The sequence below is a fragment of the Pseudomonas sp. GZD-222 genome, assembly GCF_049310525.1.
Lineage (GTDB): Bacteria > Pseudomonadota > Gammaproteobacteria > Pseudomonadales > Pseudomonadaceae > Aquipseudomonas.
In genome coordinates this window covers 15,020-28,699 of sequence record NZ_JBMOWO010000078.1, presented here as the reverse complement: position 1 = coordinate 28,699, position 13,680 = coordinate 15,020, and the positions used below count along the sequence as shown (strand labels likewise).

The 13,680-nt window shown below is 59.0% G+C and carries 10 protein-coding genes; 3 read left to right on the top strand and 7 right to left on the bottom strand.

Annotated elements, in window-relative coordinates:
- Positions 1-6 precede the first annotated feature (6 nt).
- From ACO6VD_RS14545 to ACO6VD_RS14520, 6 genes are all read right to left on the bottom strand, one after another.
- The gene (locus ACO6VD_RS14545) at positions 7-582 is read right to left on the bottom strand and encodes a fimbrial protein (protein ID WP_422419978.1); all 576 of its coding nucleotides are present in this window, start codon (positions 580-582) and stop codon (positions 7-9) included.
- A gap of 39 nt (positions 583-621) precedes the next feature.
- Complete coding sequence (locus ACO6VD_RS14540; protein WP_422419976.1) at positions 622-1,383, bottom strand: fimbria/pilus periplasmic chaperone; 762 nt, start codon at positions 1,381-1,383, stop codon at positions 622-624.
- Between the two features lie 24 nt (positions 1,384-1,407).
- Complete coding sequence (locus ACO6VD_RS14535; RefSeq protein WP_422419974.1) at positions 1,408-3,897, bottom strand: outer membrane usher protein; 2,490 nt, start codon at positions 3,895-3,897, stop codon at positions 1,408-1,410.
- A 44-nt stretch (positions 3,898-3,941) separates the two neighbouring features.
- Positions 3,942-4,490: a fimbrial protein gene (locus ACO6VD_RS14530; protein WP_422419973.1), complete on the bottom strand. Its 549-nt coding sequence runs from the start codon at positions 4,488-4,490 to the stop codon at positions 3,942-3,944.
- 71 nt (positions 4,491-4,561) lie between these two features.
- Positions 4,562-5,119 carry a fimbrial protein gene (locus ACO6VD_RS14525; protein ID WP_422419972.1) on the bottom strand — a complete coding sequence of 186 codons (558 nt, stop codon included), beginning with the start codon at positions 5,117-5,119 and terminating at the stop codon, positions 4,562-4,564.
- A 176-nt stretch (positions 5,120-5,295) separates the two neighbouring features.
- Positions 5,296-5,922: a response regulator gene (locus tag ACO6VD_RS14520; protein ID WP_422419970.1), complete on the bottom strand. Its 627-nt coding sequence runs from the start codon at positions 5,920-5,922 to the stop codon at positions 5,296-5,298.
- A gap of 208 nt (positions 5,923-6,130) precedes the next feature.
- Here ACO6VD_RS14520 and ACO6VD_RS14515 point away from each other — a divergent pair, with 208 nt between their 5' ends.
- Complete coding sequence (locus ACO6VD_RS14515) at positions 6,131-7,342, top strand: EAL domain-containing response regulator (protein ID WP_422419968.1); 1,212 nt, start codon at positions 6,131-6,133, stop codon at positions 7,340-7,342.
- A 129-nt stretch (positions 7,343-7,471) separates the two neighbouring features.
- Entirely contained in the window at positions 7,472-11,104 is a 3,633-nt protein-coding gene (locus tag ACO6VD_RS14510) for a transporter substrate-binding domain-containing protein (protein ID WP_422419966.1), read from the top strand.
- Between the two features lie 134 nt (positions 11,105-11,238).
- Here the strand turns inward: ACO6VD_RS14510 and ACO6VD_RS14505 are convergent, their stop codons facing one another.
- Positions 11,239-12,135, bottom strand: a complete 897-nt coding sequence (locus tag ACO6VD_RS14505; RefSeq protein ID WP_422419965.1) for a TauD/TfdA dioxygenase family protein — start codon at positions 12,133-12,135, stop codon at positions 11,239-11,241.
- 168 nt (positions 12,136-12,303) lie between these two features.
- On the opposite strand from ACO6VD_RS14505, the gene ACO6VD_RS14500 reads away from it, so the two are divergent.
- Entirely contained in the window at positions 12,304-13,638 is a 1,335-nt protein-coding gene (locus ACO6VD_RS14500; protein WP_422419963.1) for an EAL domain-containing protein, read from the top strand.
- The last annotated feature ends 42 nt before the right edge of the window (positions 13,639-13,680 follow it).

The following is a 13,680-nucleotide window of genomic DNA, read 5'->3' as shown; positions in this document are numbered from 1 at the left end:
AAGCCCTCAGTCATACGCCAGATTCACGTTCAGGCTGGCGCGGAAGGGCCCTGGGCGCAAAGGCGCCGCGGTGCGCTCGGGACGGATGTAATAGGTCAGCTGGCTTTTGCCCGGCGACACGAACCAGGCCGGAGCGGTGCGGCCCAGACGCACGTCCTGGCCCTGGACATCGAGCAGGCGCAGGCCGAACCCTTCGGCGCCAGCCACCTTGATCAGTTCCGGGGTGTCGGCATCGGCCACCGCCCTGAAGGTCAGCGCCGCCACCGGCTCGATTGCGCTCCATACCAGGGTCCCGTGTTGACTGTCGCGTCGGCCACCGTCACTGCGCACGCAGCCTTGCAGCTTGAGGTGCAGGGCTACCGGCGTGCCCTGGTCGCCCACATGCAACAGCCGTGCGGTATTCAGGTCGCCCAGGTACAAGGTCTGATACGCGGAGCTGGGGTCCAGATAACAGGCGCTTTCAAGCAAGGTCCCAGTCACCTGAAACTCGGCGCTTTGCGCCAGGTTGTCAGCGGCATGCGACAGGGTTGCAACAGCGGTACTGCAGCACAAGGCTGACAGGCAGCGACGGAATCCGGGCATCATCGTTTCTACTCACTTGAAGAGGTCATGGCTCAGGTCTCAGCGTTTGCTGTCAACTGCGCTGGCGGTGCAGGTGTTCGCCACACAACTGAACTGCAGCTGCGGACGGCCGCCAAAGTCATTGACGTAGGTCAGCACCGGCTTGTCGCCCAGCTTTTTGCTGGTCAGACCCAGGTCGAGCTGAGACTTCGGGGCAATCATCAAGGGCTTGAAGTCGGTCGCGCTGGCGGCCTTGAGGTCGCGCGTGGCATCGATCACGGTGATGAAGTAAGGCGTCGGGTTATTCACCAGATAGCGGTCAGCCTGACGCGTCAGGGTCAGTTTTTCCTGCCAGGGGGTTTCATTCACGCCGGCCTTTGCGGCGATCGCCGCGGGCCGATAGAACAGCTTCACCCGCGTTTGCAGGGCAATCTGCAAGCTGTTCGGTTTATCGCTGCGAGGCGGAATTTCGCGCAGATTGAAATAGAACAGCGATTCGCGGTCCTGAGGCAGTTGGCCAAGTTCAGGCAGCCCCTGGATTTTCAACTGGCTGTTACCACCGGCTTCCAGGCGCTGGATCGGTGGCAGTACGACCAAAGGGCTGGTGATCTTTTCGGCCTGCTCGTTCTCGATCCAGGCCTGGGCCAGGTAGGGCAGTTGCGCATTCTGGTTGCTGATGCTGATGCTGATGCTCACCGATTTGTCGCTGCCGCTAAATATCACCCGGGTGCGGTCCAGCGACACGGCTGCCAGGCTGGTTTGTGCCGTGCAGGCGCCGAGCAAGGCGAGCAGGGACAGGGTGTTACGTTTGAAACTGATCATTAAGCAGGTACCTGTTACAAAGGATTAAGCAGCGGCGTTGTCCGCCTCGCTGATGGGCTGACACAGCAGCTCCAGTTGTCGTTCAGGCGCTACCACCTGGTCGGGCAGGGTGAAACGGCAGCGCGCGCTACCGCCCCAATGCAGCGACATGGTTTCGCCCGGCTTCATGCCGCTCAAGTAAGTCGATCCTTGTTCGCCGACAATGCCGGTTTCCTGGCCTCGGCTGTTCTGCGCGCTGGCGCCAAAAGGCGGGGCGCCGCGGTTGGCCATGCGGATGATGACCATGGCTTTATGGCCAGCGATGACATCGAAGCGGCGAAAGCCGATAGCACCTTCAGTCAAGGTCGCCTGGGTGGTTGACTGGGTGGCCTCGACATCGTCGGCCAGCTTGTCCAGTTCGATACTGGCCTGGTTGCGGTAGTAGCTGTTGACGTCGGTAATCACCGCTTTACCGAAGCGGTTGGTGCGGGTTACCCCACCGTTGCCACGGACCGGAACACCGGCCACGCCCTGGGTGTCGACCAACAGTCGCGTGCCGCCCATGACGCTGCTGCGGTGCAGTGCTGCACCTTGGCCGGTGAGTGTGGCGCCGCCTTGCAGGGACAGGCCCACCGAGGTGTATTCACCGGTCTGGTAACTGGCGCTGGCCACTACTTGCGCCTGATCGCCATCATGGGAGAGGTAGCCACTGGCGGTTTCGCCGCTTGAGGATTTACCGGCGCTGAGCATGTAGTGGTTGCGCTCGTCGAGGCGGTCGTAATAGCTCAGGCTATGGGTGCTATCTCCGCGATTGGCCGAAGCGCTATAGCTGATCGAACTGCTGTTGCCCCAGGGAATGCTGACCGACAAGTAAGCGCCGTCATCGGACGTTCCGTTGGATTTGTTCTGGTACGCGGTCAGCGACAGGCTGAGGTTTTTCAAACCGCCCACATCGAAATAACGCGACAACGACAGGCTGTAACGATCGCTTGCCTGGCTGTTCCAGTAGGTCTGGTGGTTGTAGTTGAAGAACACGCTGAGCGCGGAATCGCGAAACTGCTTGCTCAAGGTGGCGGTATACAGCTCCTTGCTCTGGTTCAGCGGCTGGCCGCCACGGCGGTTTTCGATGAACTCGTTCATGCTCAGGTAGTTCTCCTCGGAGAAGCGGTAGCCGGCGAAGGTCACCTGGCTGTCGTACTCGTCGAAGCGCTTGGAGTAGCTGGCACGGTAGGACTTGCCGCTCAGGGTGTCCTGATCCGGTAATGTCGCCCGCGACTGGGTGACGTCGAACGACAGCGCGCCGAATGCCATCAGGTCGCGGCCCACGCCCACGGCCAGGGAGCTGTAGTCCTTGGCGCCGAGGCCGCCGCCATACAACGACCAGCCATTGTCCACCCCCCAGGAAAACTCACCGGTGGCGAAGGCCGGCCCCTCCAGCTGATGCTCCCAGTCGGACGGTTTGCCCGCGGCGAGTTTGTAGCGCACCGTCCCGGGACGGGTCAGGTAGGGGATGCTGGCGGTGTCCATCTGAAACTCCTGGACGCTGCCGTCCTGTTCTTCGACGCGCACATCAAGTTGGCCAGAGACCGCATCGTTAAGGTCCTGGATACGAAAAGCGCCTGGCGGTACCTGGGTGTCGTAGAGCACCCGGCCCTGTTGGCGAATCACCACGCGTGCATTGGTGCGCGCCACACCACTGACTTCAGGGGCATAACCCCTGAGGTTGGGCGGCAGCATGTTGTCGTTGCTGCTCAGGTTGGCGCCGGTGTAGCGAAAGCTGCCGAACAGGTTGGAGTCCAGGTAGTCTTCGCCAAGAATCAGGTTCGAGCGCAGTGACGGCACCGCTCGCAGCGCATAAAAGCGGCTCCAGGCAAATTGCTGTTGTGACGGCTGGTCGTCACTGCGCTGCATTTGCGTTTGCCAGTCGCCGCGCAAGCGCCAGGCACCCAGGTTGATGCCGGCGACGCCATTGCCACTGAGATTGTCGCTACGGCCTTTGCCGCTCTTGCGATCGGTGGTTTGCGCGTTGAAGCTGTAATCGAACAGCAGTCCGGGGATACCTTCATCCCAGCGCGAGGGCGGGTCCCAGTTTGCTGCGGTGTATTCCAGCTGGTCCTGCGGGATGCTCAGGTACAGGCCGGCAGTGCTCAGGTCGCCACGAGCCAGCATGCCGGGAACACTACTGAGATCCAGGCAAGCACCCGCGTTCCACCAGACCAGGGACTTGAGTGTCTGTTCTTTCAACCCCAGTTCATTGACCAGCTCCGGGGAAATACAGGCAACACTGCTTTTCGGATTGTCGAGTGCAGGTAAATAGACAACCGTAAATTCCGTTAATGAATCGCGGTTCACATGGACCTTCAGGGTATATTGACCGGGCATGATGAAGTTCGCCGATGCAAACACCCCAAGATCAAGGTTTTCGCGATCCTTGAGGTCGAGCACATCGGTGTTGAATTTGAACTCTTCGGCCGCACTTGCCCACGCTGCAACACAGCACAATGCAGTGGTAGCCAGTACCTTTCGGTGATCCACGTGACAAAATCCTTGAGAGACACTGCGCAATGAGTGTCTGCGGTTCAGAAGTGCTGAATGTTCAGCTTGATCGTGGCGCGAAAGTCGCCCGCTTCGAGTAAATGCCCGCTACCCACCAATGCCAGTGAATAATTGAGCATCAGCAAGTCGGCAGACAATGAACTGTGCTCAAGCAACATACCGGGCGAGATCAACTTTCCGTGTTCATCCTTTATTTGCAGTGCGATGCCTTTGGCGGCACCCTGGACACTGAAATACTTGCCGTCTTGTTCGCCTTCGAAGGTTAATTTGAAACGCTGAGAAGGGCTGGTAGTGCTGCGCGAACTGGGATTAATGCAATCGCTGACATAGATGCTCAGCGATTGTTGAGATGCGCTGTCGCCGCGCGCCAAACCACTGAACGCAGTGGGTTTGAAAGCGACCGTCTGACTGTCGTTGCCTACACGAATACTACAAGCACTATCGACAATACTGCCGACCAGTTGCACGCGTCCCTTGAGCGCGGAGTTGAGCGGCGGCTCAACTGCACAGGCGGGCTGGGCAAGGACATACAGGACCAACGGCATCAGCAGCGCTGCGGTTGAGCGAATCATCTAAACCTCCGCAAGCTCCCCCGAAGCACGCATGGGGGACGCACTCCGGGGCACCTCAGTGACGATGCGCGTTACTGATAACTAAGGGTGAAGTTGGCGAGGGATTCGAAGTTGCCTGGGTTAACAACAGCAGGGGTTGCTTCGCCACCGCCACCTGAAGCGATCATGTCACCCTGCAGGTAAGCGTTGAACAACAGGTAGTTATCACCGTTGGACAGCAACTGCGCGGGCGACTCGTTGCCGTTCTTGATCAAATCACCGTTGTGGTCAGCAATCGCCAGACTTGCGCCGGTGGTGCCTTGGATGGCAATAAGGTCGGCGGTGCGCCCAGGCATACCGGTGAACTTCGCAGTCACCGACTTCAAGGTGTCCAGGTCACAGCCGAGCAGTTCAATTTTAAAGGGAGTCATCTGCGACTTGCCGCCGTTCTTCAGCGCGACGTTGGCAATCTGCGCCATTTCAACTTCTTGATAAGCAGAAGATTGAGCGATAGAGCAAGGCGCATCGATAATCGAGCCCTTGAAGGTAATAATCCCGTGACCCTGGTCTTTTTCTGCAGCCACACTTACAGCAGCAGTAGCTGCCAGGGAAACTGCCATGATTGCGCCGGCCAACGTACTAAATTTCATTTCACACTCCTAGATATAAATTGAAGTCCTTGAAGGGGACCCAATGAAACACTCTCTCAGCTACGGTATCTGTGTACCGTTGAGCTGGAACAAGTTTAGGAGTGAGGAGGGAAGAAGTGAGTAGGACGTTGCCGACGTAGGCCTAGGAAATTTCCTACAGAGCTTTTCAGTGTCGCTCAGGGAGTCAACGCATTGCGTTTGGCGAACTCGGCCAGATCTACCAATGAAGTAGCCCCCAGCTTCTGCAACAGGCGGGTCTTGTAGGTACTGACAGTCTTATTACTGAGAAAGAGCTTTTCACCAATCTGTTTATTCGAGTAACCCTGGGCCAGGTACTGCAATACAGTCACTTCCCGGTCAGTCAGCGATTGAATCTGTTCGCGCTCAGTCAGTTGCTCGGTCGAATTGACACTGTCGAATGTCAGGGCCGGGAAGAAGGTATAACCGGCGTCCACCGCCTTGATCGCGGTAATAAGGCTGCCGAGGTCTTCTTCCTTGTTGACGAAACCGCGGGCGCCCAGCTGGATGCAGCGGCGGCACACCGAGTCGGCGGGTTGCGAGGTGAGGATGAGGATCTCGCTACGCACATTAAGTGCTTTGATGCGGGAGATAACGGTAAACCCGTCCAGCTTGGGAATGCCGATATCGAGGATGACCACTTGTGGCGTCAGATCGCGTACCAGCTGAACAGCATCAACGCCATTGTCTGCTTCACCGACCACACGCATGCCGTGCTTTTCCAGCAGGACCCTGACGGCAAGTCGAATGACCGGATGATCGTCAACTATCAGAACGCTATGCATAGTGTGATTTTTACCTTGAGAAAACGCTTGTCACGGAACGGTACAACCTGAGCTGTAAAAGATTAACACCATTGAACGAGCAGGACAGGGCTGTACGTTCTTGTAGTTTACCTTAGGAAAATTCCTAGGGAGCATGGGAAATCTCTCATGGAGATGTAGGATGCGGGCCTCGCACAATGCCTCTCCCTTTTTTGCGTGTAGACCTGCAATGCAAGACTTGACTGTTTTGGTCCTGGAAGATGAACCCTTCCAGCGCCTTGTCACCGTGACCGCCCTGGAAAAACACCTATCGAGTCCTGTCTTGCAAGCCGCAGACGGCGATGACGCAGTGGCTATCCTCGCTGCCTGCAGCTTTGTCGATATTGTCCTGTGTGACCTGAATATGGCCGGCATGGATGGCCTGGCCTTCCTGCGCCACGCCAGCAGCAGTGGCAAAGTCGGTGCGGTGGTGCTGTGCAGCGAGCTGGACCCGATCTTGCGCCAGGCCACGGTGGCAATGATCCACTGCCTTGGCCTGACCTACCTCGGCGATCTGGGCAAGCCGTTCCATCTGGAGGGCTTCCGCCCGCTGGTCAAGCGTTACCACGAACACCGTAAAGCCGCGCCAAGGTTGCTCTGCCCCGCAGAACTACCGACTCTGAGCGACGTAGAGCGAGGCTTGGATAACGGTGAATTCGAGGCGTACTACCAACCCAAAGTCACCCTTGAAGGGCAACTATTGGCCGGGGCGGAAGTGCTTGCGCGCTGGAATCATCCGCAATGGGGTGTGCTGTCGCCTGCGCATTTCTTATCGGTGATGGAGCAGCACGGTCTGATCGACCGGATGTTCTGGCATCTGTTCGAGCAGGGGCTGGAGCTGTACCAGCGCCTGGCGGCGCAGGGCTGCATGGTCGACCTGGCGTTCAACCTGCATCCTGGGCAATTGGCCTGCAATGCACTGACCGAGCGTATTCCGCTGTTGCTCAAGCGCGCAAAAGTGCCGCCGGGCAGGGTGATGTTCGAGATTACCGAATCCGCGCTGATCAGTGCGCCTGCCAGTAGCCTGGAAAACCTGGTACGCCTGCGCATGCTCGGCTGCGGCCTGGCCATGGACGATTTCGGCGCTGGCTATTCGTCCCTGGATCGACTCAGTGAGCTGCCGTTCAACCAGATCAAGCTCGACCGCACGTTCGTGAACAAAATGCACAGCCAACCCAGAAGCGCAGCAATCATCAGCTGTTCAGTAGCGTTGGCACGTGCGCTGGATATCTCACTGGTGTTCGAAGGCGTAGAGACCGTGGAGCAGCAAGCGAAACTGATCGAATTGGGCGGCGCCCTTGCGCAGGGTTATCTGTTTGCCCGGCCTATGCCGGAAAGTCACTTTATCGACTTCTGCCTGGCGCAAACGGCCGGGAAGGTCGGGGCAGGTACTAATGATTGAATGACGGCAACGGCTTTGAACTATTATTGCGCCAGCCATGACGGCTATCCAGCATCAGCTGTGTTCCTGGATGAACAGCCTTAAATTAACTGGTCCCGTACCCCAGGCACTTTCGGTCTCTGATCTCGCATGTATTTACGTTCTTTCTGCCTGTCAGTCTGCCTGCTGTTGAGCAGCACCCAGACAGTGGCTGCATCGCTCCCCCTGGCCCCGCAGGTGCTGTCCAGCCAGCTGCGTATCGATCGCCACGATATCGCAATTTCCACCGAAGACTGGCATTGGCTGCGGCACAAGGCCGAGCTCAAGGTTGGCGTATCGCCCAATGAGTCGGCACCGTTTTCCGTCAATGCCGAAGACAACCAGTACGAGGGCATCAGCGCCGATGCCACCGCACTGGTTACCCAGTTGCTGGGGTTGCAGGTCAAGGTCGTGGCCTTTACCAGCGAGCAAGAGGCGCAGCAGGCGTTGCAGGCAGGAAGCGTCGATGTGATCAGCACCCATGGCAGCAACACGCCGCGCCAGGATCTGCTGTTAAGCATTCCCTATGCCCGGGACCGGCTGGCCCTGTTCAAGCGCAGCGCCGAACCGCGGAATTCTCCTGCCGACCTTACAGGGGTGCGCGTAGCGATCACCGACGAACACAGTGCAGAATTGAAGAAGCGCTTTCCGCGGGCGGACTTTCGCGTCTACGCCGATCATGACAAAGCCATTGCCGCTGCCGCCTTTGGTCAAGCCGACGTGTATCTTGACGATCTGTACAGCGCCTACTACCGGATCAATCGCTCGTTCTACGGTTTCGTGCGCTTCGAACGTTTCACCGATCTGCCGGTAACCGGTTACAGCTATGCCTTGCGCGCGGACAACACGCGCTTGCAGCGGTTGATCAACGTCGCCATCGGCGCCATTGGCGAGGACCAACTGCGCAATCTGGGCAAGCGCTGGGTGGGCAACAGCTTCATTCCCAGCGAACAGATGCTCGATCTCACCGTGGAGCAGACGCGCTGGATTCAGCGCCACCCGGTGGTACGCCTGGTGATTAACGATGACCTGGCGCCAGGAGCCTATTTCGACTCGAACGGGGTGTTTTCCGGTGGGATCGCCGATATCCTCGAGGTGATCACCCTCAGTACTGGTCTGCATTTTGAGGTGATTTCGCGCAGCGGCGGCTTTCCGCAGATCATCGAGGCGCTGCACAAAGGTTCAGCTGATCTGGCCCTGATGACGGCCAGCCCCGAGCGTGAAGAGTCTCTGCGCTTTTCCAGGCCGTTAATCGCCGGCCCCTTTGTATTGCTCAGCAGCATCGACCAGCAAGGCAAGCTGGGTAGCCTGGCCGATAAACGTGTGGCGATTCCCTCCGGGCACGTGGCAATACAGCGGCTGCGCAAACGTTACCCCGAGGCAACGGTGGTCGAAGGCGGTGGCTCGCTGGACTCGATGAACCTGCTCTATAAAGGCCAGGTGGATGCCGCTGTGGTGTCGATGCCCGCAGCGCGTTATTACATTGAGCGCTTGTTTCGCGACAAACTGGCCATCAACCAGGTGCTCGATCTCGGGCCGGCCAACGTCAACTTTGCCATGCGGCGCAGTGACGTTGAACTGCAATCGATCATCGACAAGGTCCTGCAGAGCATTGCCCCGGATGAACTCAATGCGATCTCCAACCGCTGGCGTTCGCCACCGGGCATGAGCGGCCAGACCTGGGTCGATTACCAGCGGGTAATCATCGAGATCGTCGCCGGTGCGGCGGTGTTGCTGTTGCTGTCGCTGGTCTGGGTGGTCTACCTGCGTCGGCAGATCAAGGCCCGGACCAAGGCTGAACGGATGCTCAACGATCAACTGCAGTTTGTCGAAACACTGACCGATAGCATGCCGCCGCCGTTGTATGTGCGTGATCTCAAGGGGCGCATGCTGTCGTGCAACCGCAGCTACCTGAAAAGTGTCGGCCTGAGTGCCGAGCAGGTGCTGGGCAAGACCGTGCGCCAGCTACCAAAGGAAAACTTCGAGAGCCTGCCGGACTTTCATCGCAATTACCTGCAGGCGATGCGCGACGGCCAGACCATCGAGTCGGTGCATGCCATTCAGCTGCAAGGCAGGGAAGTATGGATCAATCACTGGGTGCAACCGTTCCAGGATTCCCAAGGTGAGACTAAAGGCGTCATCTGTGGCTGGCTGGATATCACCGAACACCGGCAGATGGTCGAGCAGCTGCAGGAAGCGAAGAACCTCGCCGACGATGCCAGCCGCGCCAAGACCAGTTTCCTCGCGACCATGAGCCATGAAATTCGCACACCGATGAATGCCGTCATCGGCATCCTCGAACTAGCGCTCAAGCGCGCCGACAGCAAGCCCATTGATCGCGCCAGCATCGAAATCGCCCACACCTCGGCGAAAAGCCTGCTGGAGCTGATCGGCGATATTCTCGACATCGCTCGCATCGAGTCCGGACGCCTGAGCCTGTCGCCCAAGCGTGCCAACCTGCGCGAGCTGGTCGAATCGGTGGCCAGGGTGTTCGAAGGGCTGGCCCGGCAGAAACGCCTGAGCCTGATCCTCGACATCGACTCGAGTATCAATTGCGATGTGTTGATCGATGCCCTGCGTTTCAAGCAGATCCTTTCCAACCTGATCAGCAATGCCATCAAATTCACTGAAGAAGGTTCGATCAAGATCAGTATTTCCGGGCTGCTGATCGATGCCAGCCTGCTCAATGTCAGCCTCAGCGTCGAAGATACGGGGGTTGGCATCAGCCCGAGCGACCAGCAGCGCTTGTTCCGGCCTTTCGTCCAGGCGCAGCGCAATGTGCAACGCACCGAAGGTACCGGCCTGGGCCTGGTGATCTGCCGCTCGCTGTGCGAAATGATGGGCGGCCGGGTGACCTTGACCAGTACCTTGGGGCGCGGCACCCGGATCGATGTGGAAATGCGCCTGCAAGTACTTGAGCACATCGACGTGCCCCAGGTTCCGGCGCTGATCCAGGCGCGGCCGAGGTACCAATTGCAAGTGCTGGTGGTGGATGATCACCGCATCAATCGCCAGGTATTGCGTGAGCAACTGAGCTTTCTCGGCCATGAAGTCTGTGAGGCGGAAAACGGCCAGGTGGCGTACGAGCGCTGGAGCGAGCAACCCTTCGATATCATTATCACCGACTGCCACATGCCGGTGATGAATGGCGTCGACCTCACCCTTGCGATCCGTAAGACCGAACAGGAACAGGGGCTGGAAGCGACAGTGATCATCGGCCTGACCGCCGACGCACAACCGGAAGAGATCGACCTGTGCATCCAGGCCGGGATGATCGATTGCCTGATCAAGCCAATCGGTCTGGATGAACTGGACGCCCGTTTGCTGGCCTTGCAACCGGGGTACGAGGCGGACACTCCCGAGCATGTCCATGTGCCGTCGGAACCGTTGATGCTGGCCCCGGAAACACTGCGCCTGGTCGACCTCGGTCCGCTGGAGCTGCTGATCAGCAGTGAGCCGGTGAAGTTTCGCCAGATCCTCAACGAGCTGATCAACAATAATCGCAAGGACTGCCTGGCATTGAAGGCCTTGCTGCAACAAGGCGACACCGACAAGCTCAGCCAGCTGGCCCATCGAATCAAGGGCGCGGCGAAGGTGGTCAAGGGCGAGCAGCTGGTTGAACGTTGCCGGCAACTGGAGGCTGCCTGTCTGGATCCTCAGGTTTCGTTTGCGCAACTCGAGCACGCTGTGGCCCAGGTCGAAGCGGCCATTGGCGCGTTGGAGGAGGCTTTGCAGAATCTCTAGCCGCCATCCGGTGGGAGCGGGCCTTGTCCCGCGATCGGGCGCGCAGCGGCCGCAAAAGATGGGCCTGCTACGCAGTCCATCGCGGATAAATCCGCTCCCACAGTTAACCAGGTGACAGACAGTTGCTCCCACCTTCACCGGCTGGGCACCTCACCGATAACCGTGGTGCGGAACATCTCGCGACGCATGCCGTGGTAGTCGGAGATCGGCAGGTGCCAGGTGCAGCGGTTGTCCCAGATGGCCAAGGTGCCCTGACGCCAGCGCATGCGGCAGGTGAAGGCGGGCGCGGTAGCCAGGTTGAACAGGTAGTCGAGCAGCGGCTTGGCTTCTTCCGTGCGCAAACCCTGGATGCCGATGGTGTAGGCAGGATTGATGAACAGTATTTTCTCGTCGGTTTGCGGATGGCGGGTCACCAGCGGGTGGCTGCGCAGATCCTGGGAGGTATCGCTGCCATAGTTGATCGCCATGTTTTCCAGCAGGGCGTTGTGGTTGGCGCCGACCCCATAGGCCCGCTCAGGGCTGTGCAGCGCATCGAGGTTGGCCAGTAGCGCCTGCATCCCCGGCGACAGCCATTCATAGGCCAGCGCCAGGTTGGCGAAACAGGTGTCGCCACCGTAAGGCGGGATGTCGTGGCCGTAGAGCAGGGTGAAGGCCGGCGGGCGTTCCTGGAAGGTCCAATCGCTGTGCCAGGCCCCGCCGAACACGAAGGGCGCCTTCTCGTCGGCTTCCTTGACCACGTGCACCACATGCGGATGCTCCGCCATGGTAGTCACATAAGGCTCGCGGCCGAATTCACCGAACTGCAGGGTGACCCGTTCCAGGTCCGCGATACTGAGGTTCTGCTCGCGGATGAACAGCACCTTGTGCGCCAGCAGCGCCTGGCGTAACTCGGCGAAGCCTGCGGCGTCCAGACGGTTCAGGTCGAGGTCTTCGACGTCGGCACCGAGGGCCCCGGTGCTGGGGGTGACGCGAATGTGGCGGTAGGCAGTCGCGCGGTTGTGGCTGGGATGGCAGTAGATGAATTCGCTCATGGCGGACACTCACATGGGGGCAGGATGTCACAGCATGGCTCCGAGGTAGCGCAGGTGCAGTCTGGTGTCCTCGGATAGGCCAACAGTTACTTTTAGTCCCATTCCTATTTGTTTCAAATGTGTGGCTGATAAGATTTTTTCCAGAACAAACCCTGGAACCTTCTTGCCATGACCTTGAATGCCGCTGTGCCCAACGAGTTCAGCGTGTTGCGTGTGATCACCCTGGCGTCCGACGTCGCGTCAGCCGCGCGCCTCGCCTCAGCCCTGGGCGGCATGGGCATCACGCCTGTGACCAATGTCGACTCCTTGAGTGCGGTGGCGGCCTGGCTGCACGAAAACAGCGTCGACGTCATCATCTGTGAAATTCGCCCCGAATGTGGTGACGGCCTGATGTTGCCGAGTCTGCTCAGAAGCTTGCATGAGGCTGGCACCTTGAGCCAGTTTCCGAGCATCTTCTGGACCGGAGAAACCACCCTTAATCCTCCGCCACAAGTGCTTGAGGATCATGCCTCGCTGCTCTGCGAGAAGGTCACCAATGCGCATTGGGTCAAGCGCCTGGGCGGGGTGGCGATCAGCGCGCTGGAGTCGCATGCACGGCTGGCACGCGCCGCGGGCATCACGGTAGAGATCGTGCGAGAGGGCGGCGCGATGGACCTCGGCGATGCCCTGCGCGCACTGCTGCTGACGCGAGCGCAAAGTGACCAGCCAGTCGCTGCAGTTATTTTCGATAGCCTGGCCGAGGACGAAGTGATCAATGCCCTGACCACCGGAACAGGCCTGCGCTTTGTATTCCAGCCGCAGCTCGAATTGCTCACCCGACGTGTCGTCGGCGCCGAAGCGCTGGTGCGCTGGCGGCACCCGCGCTTCGGCGAAATACCGCCTTCGGTGCTGATACCCTTGGTTAACCGCCTGGAACTGGACCTGCTGTTGTTCAGCCTGGTGGAAATGTGGACCCTCAAGGCCTTGTCGGCGTTGAAGCGTGAGAACATCCGTATCCCGATTGCGGTCAACGCATCGGCCAAGACCATCTGCACCGCGAACTTCGCTGATCGCCTGGCCGCGCGAATGTACCAGGCAGACTTGCCGAACCGCTTGCTGAAAGTCGAGCTCACCGAAGATGTACCCGAACCGGACGAACTGCAGCTTTCAGCCTCGCTGACGGCCATACGCGCCAAGGGCTTTCAGGTGTCACTGGATGACTTCGGTTCGGGCGCGGCTACCTTGAAGCTGTTGGCCAACCAGTCGTTCGACGAGATGAAAATCGACGGTGCTTTCGTTCGTGGTGTTGAACAACACGCTTCATCACGCAAGGTCATTGCCGGCATCGTCAACTGGGCGGGGCTGCTTAATCTGAACATGGTCGCCGAGGGCATTGAAGATGAACACACTATCCCGTTGTTGCACCGCCTGGGTTGTCGGGTAGGGCAGGGCTATGCCTTGGCCCGGCCCATGGAGTTCGACGATTTCATGGCATTCATGATTGAACAGGAGAAACGCCAGTAGTACTAACTACACTTAACTAACCTGAACGCATAATTGCGTTGT

Coding starts and splice junctions, on each gene's coding strand:
- ACO6VD_RS14545 (WP_422419978.1), bottom strand. CDS start 582: ATGCCCGGATTCCGTCGCTGCCTGTCAGCCTTGTGCTGCAGTACCGCT.
- ACO6VD_RS14540 (WP_422419976.1), bottom strand. CDS start 1,383: ATGATCAGTTTCAAACGTAACACCCTGTCCCTGCTCGCCTTGCTCGGC.
- ACO6VD_RS14530 (WP_422419973.1), bottom strand. CDS start 4,490: ATGATTCGCTCAACCGCAGCGCTGCTGATGCCGTTGGTCCTGTATGTC.
- ACO6VD_RS14525 (WP_422419972.1), bottom strand. CDS start 5,119: ATGAAATTTAGTACGTTGGCCGGCGCAATCATGGCAGTTTCCCTGGCA.
- ACO6VD_RS14520 (WP_422419970.1), bottom strand. CDS start 5,922: ATGCATAGCGTTCTGATAGTTGACGATCATCCGGTCATTCGACTTGCC.
- ACO6VD_RS14515 (WP_422419968.1), top strand. CDS start 6,131: ATGCAAGACTTGACTGTTTTGGTCCTGGAAGATGAACCCTTCCAGCGC.
- ACO6VD_RS14510 (WP_422419966.1), top strand. CDS start 7,472: ATGTATTTACGTTCTTTCTGCCTGTCAGTCTGCCTGCTGTTGAGCAGC.
- ACO6VD_RS14505 (WP_422419965.1), bottom strand. CDS start 12,135: ATGAGCGAATTCATCTACTGCCATCCCAGCCACAACCGCGCGACTGCC.
- ACO6VD_RS14500 (WP_422419963.1), top strand. CDS start 12,304: ATGACCTTGAATGCCGCTGTGCCCAACGAGTTCAGCGTGTTGCGTGTG.